Source organism: Streptomyces sp. GC420, from assembly GCF_009916105.1.
In the GTDB taxonomy this organism is placed as follows: Bacteria; Actinomycetota; Actinomycetes; order Streptomycetales; family Streptomycetaceae; genus Streptomyces.
Map to the genome: position 1 here is coordinate 1 of NZ_JAAAXQ010000610.1, position 2,992 is coordinate 2,992.

The window sequence follows — 2,992 nt, forward strand, 5'->3', positions numbered from 1 at the left end:
CGGCTGACCGTCGAGGCGCTCCAGCCGTACTCGGAGGTGGTGGTCTTGCCGACGACGACGGCCCCGGCGGCGCGCAGCCGGGCCACGGCGGGGGCGTCCTGGCGGGGGCGTTCGTTGGGCAGCAGCGAGCCGCGGGCGGTGGGCAGGTCGTGGGTCTGCAGCAGGTCCTTCACGGAGACGGTGACACCGAGCAGCGGCATGTTGCGCCAGGCGTCGGCGCCGAACTCCCTGATCCGGGCGTCGGCGCGCTCCGCCGCGCGCAGCGCCTCCTCGCCCGCGACGGCGACGTACGCGTCGAGGGTGTCCCGTTCGCGGATGGCGGTCAGGACGGCGGCGGTGTGCTCGACGGCGGAGAGTTCTCGGCGCCGCAGGAGTTCCCTGGTGTGGCTGATGCCGCGGGCGGTCATCGGTCTGTCCTTTCAGGACGCGCGGCGGGCGTGGTCGGGGGACGGGCCGGACGCCGCGGTCCGCCCGCCCGTGATGCTCTCCCAGTGCCAGCCGGAGTCGAACGCGGTGACTTCCAGTTCCTTGCCGGCGGTGACGAGTTGGGCGGCGAGTTCGGTGGCGCGGGCGATGAACGCCGACACCTGCTGCGCGGCGAGCAGGTCCTGTTCGCCGAACGGGTCGCCGGCGCAGCGCAGCAGCCGCAGGTCCATGAAGCCGTCGAAGCGGCGCCCGCCGACCTGGACGGGCTGCGGGGAGCGGATGGAGAACCGCACGTTGTTGTGGACGTGCCCGTGGTGGTGCTGGTCGGAGTGGAAGGCGATGTCCGGGACGGTGGGCGGCACGAAGTGGTCGCGGGCCGCCACCTCGGGCACCGGCGGCAGGTTCCCGGCGACGAAGTGCCAGGAGTTGTACTGCATGCGCGAGGACATCGCCCAGGCGGCGTCGGCGAGGGCGGCCGGGGAGCCGCCGAAGTGGTCGGCGGCCCGGGGCAGCGGCACCACGCAGCAGAAGAAGTGCGTGATGTCCCAGTCGCAGATCTCCGCCCAGTCGCGGGCGCGCAGGGCCCGGACGAGGGCGGGCAGCGAGCGCATGCCGCGGCTCATCGCGAAGTCGGCGTCGAACGCCTCGGCGGTCGCGGCGACCGTCTCGTGCACCAGGGACTCCAGGCCGGTGCCGAACGCGCCGTGCGGTTCGGCGAGCCAGCCGGGCGCGGCGGCCACGGCGCGGCCGAGTTCGGCGAGCGTGGCGCCGGCGGGCGGGAGCTTGGTGCGCAGCCGTTCGACGACGGCGTCCTGGCGGGCGCGGGCGGCGGCGCCGGGGGCGGCGGCCACGCGCTCCGCCTTGTGCATCAGCGCCCCGTGGATCTCGCGGTACAGCTGGGTGCTGCGGCCCACCGCCCGGCGGCGCTCGTGCAGCGCGGTGGCGAGGTCGTGGAGGTCGGCGACGCGGCGGGAGGCGGCGGCGGGCACCGGCTCGCCGCCGGGTACGGCGTTGTAGCCGCGGCGCACCCGCTCCAGGGTGTGGGCGACGTGGTCGACGGTCAGCTGGGTGCCGTTGGCCTCCTCGATCCGGCCGAATCCGCCCGAGCGGATGAGCAGGGTGAGGCAGACGACCAGCTGGGTGTCGTGGTCGGACCACAGGTCGAGGGGGAGTTGGCGCAGTGCGTTGAGGGCGCAGTCGGGGTGGCCTGGCCAGAGGGTCTTGCCGGTGAGTGTGTTGTGGTCCCGGAAGTTCGTGTACTGCTTGTCCTCCTGGTAGAGGACGAACGGTGCGGTGCGCAGGGCCGCTTCGCCTGCCTGGGCGAGCAGCGCGTCGCGGCCGCCGGGGCCCTGTGCGGCGAGCCAGGCGCGGCAGTCGGCGGCGGACCGGGCGAGCCGTTCGGCGGTGCGGGCGAGTTCTTGCCGGTAGGCGGCGAGGGCGGTGGGGGTCCACGGCACGCGGCGTACGCCGCCGATCAGGTCGCGCGGGTCGAGGGGGCGGCCGCCGGGGATGCGCACGGCGATGCGGCCGTTGGCGGCCAGGCCGATCTCGCCGAGGAAGGCGGGTGCGCCGGAGGGGCCGGGGGCGCGGTCCGCGGGTTCCTCTGCCCGGGTTGCGGCGGCTTCGGCGGCGGGGCCGTCGGCGGGGTCCGGGTCGTGCCAGGTCAGGCCGCACAGGGCGGTCAGGGCGGCCTGCTGCGCGCAGTCCAGGGCCCGCAGCTGTACGTCGCCCGGGACGTGCCCGTCGAGGGTGAGCAGCACGTCGAGGCTCGAGGGCAGGTCCGCGGCCTCGGCCGCGCGCCGCCAGACCCGCTTGAGCAGTCCGGGGAACCCGGCGTCGGGTTCGCGGACGCGGTCCGGTTTGGCCGTGCTTCCGGCGGGGGTGCCCAGCCGGCTGGGGCGGCGGCTCATCCGCTTTCTCGCGTTGACGGCGCGGCGGGGCTCGTGACGCCCTGCGGGGTCTTTCATGCGGCACCTTCGGCGGTGAGCTCGATGTGGTTCCACATCGCGTCGTCGGTCGGGGTCCAGTCCTCGTCCACGTAGATGCAGTCGACCGGGCATTCGAGCACGCAGGCGGGGCAGCCCGAGCACAGCTCGGGGACGATCATCACGTCCAGGCCCCGGTCGAAGACGGCGCCGAACTGAGCGGGGCAGCCGCGCAGGCAGCTGTCGCAGGTGATGCACTCGGACGTCTCGATGCGCCGGGGAGGCTTCTTCCAGTTGTCGGCGCGGGCACGTCGGGCGATGCGATCGGCGCGCTCCGACAGCGCGGCCGACGAGGCAAGCTTCTTCACGGGATCGGCCCCCTCCGGGAGTCTTCTCGGCCGTGGCCGAGACTGACGGTCCCGATCGTCACCGGGCTGTCTCGACTGCCCCCGGAGCGCGGGTGGGGACCGGCTGGAGCCCGGCGGGCGCGGTGGCCGCGGCACGGGGAGCGCGGGCCGCGCCCGCCGCGCACAAGCGTGATCGTGGCCACCCGCGAGCGCGCCGGACAGCTCGCCCGCGCGCTGGACTCCCTCCTCGCCCAGGACCACCCGGACTTCGAGATCGTCGTCGTCGACAACGCG

Annotated in this window: 4 protein-coding genes; 1 reads left to right on the top strand and 3 read right to left on the bottom strand. The window is 75.0% G+C overall.

Annotation, left to right across the window (positions count from 1 at the left end; all coding sequences use genetic code 11):
- The 3 genes from GUY61_RS36830 to GUY61_RS36840 form a co-directional block, all read right to left on the bottom strand.
- The coding region (locus GUY61_RS36830; protein ID WP_243767008.1) for an amidase family protein at positions 1 to 407 on the bottom strand (407 nt) is incomplete at its 3' end.
- Positions 408 to 419: 12 nt separating this feature from the next.
- Positions 420 to 2,393, bottom strand: a complete 1,974-nt coding sequence (locus tag GUY61_RS36835; RefSeq protein ID WP_166634651.1) for a hypothetical protein — start codon at positions 2,391 to 2,393, stop codon at positions 420 to 422.
- A complete protein-coding gene (locus GUY61_RS36840) occupies positions 2,390 to 2,719 on the bottom strand; it encodes a 4Fe-4S ferredoxin (RefSeq protein WP_166634652.1) in 330 nt (109 codons plus the stop codon). Before GUY61_RS36840 ends, GUY61_RS36835 begins: the two co-directional genes overlap by 4 nt.
- 174 nt (positions 2,720 to 2,893) lie before the next feature.
- On the opposite strand from GUY61_RS36840, the gene GUY61_RS36845 reads away from it, so the two are divergent.
- Positions 2,894 to 2,992 (top strand): glycosyltransferase family 2 protein (locus GUY61_RS36845; protein WP_398958265.1); only part of this gene is annotated, 99 nt, incomplete at its 3' end.

Excerpts from the sequence above, each read along its gene's own strand:
- GUY61_RS36835 (WP_166634651.1), bottom strand. The coding sequence starts at position 2,393 with ATGAAAGACCCCGCAGGGCGTCACGAGCCCCGCCGCGCCGTCAACGCG.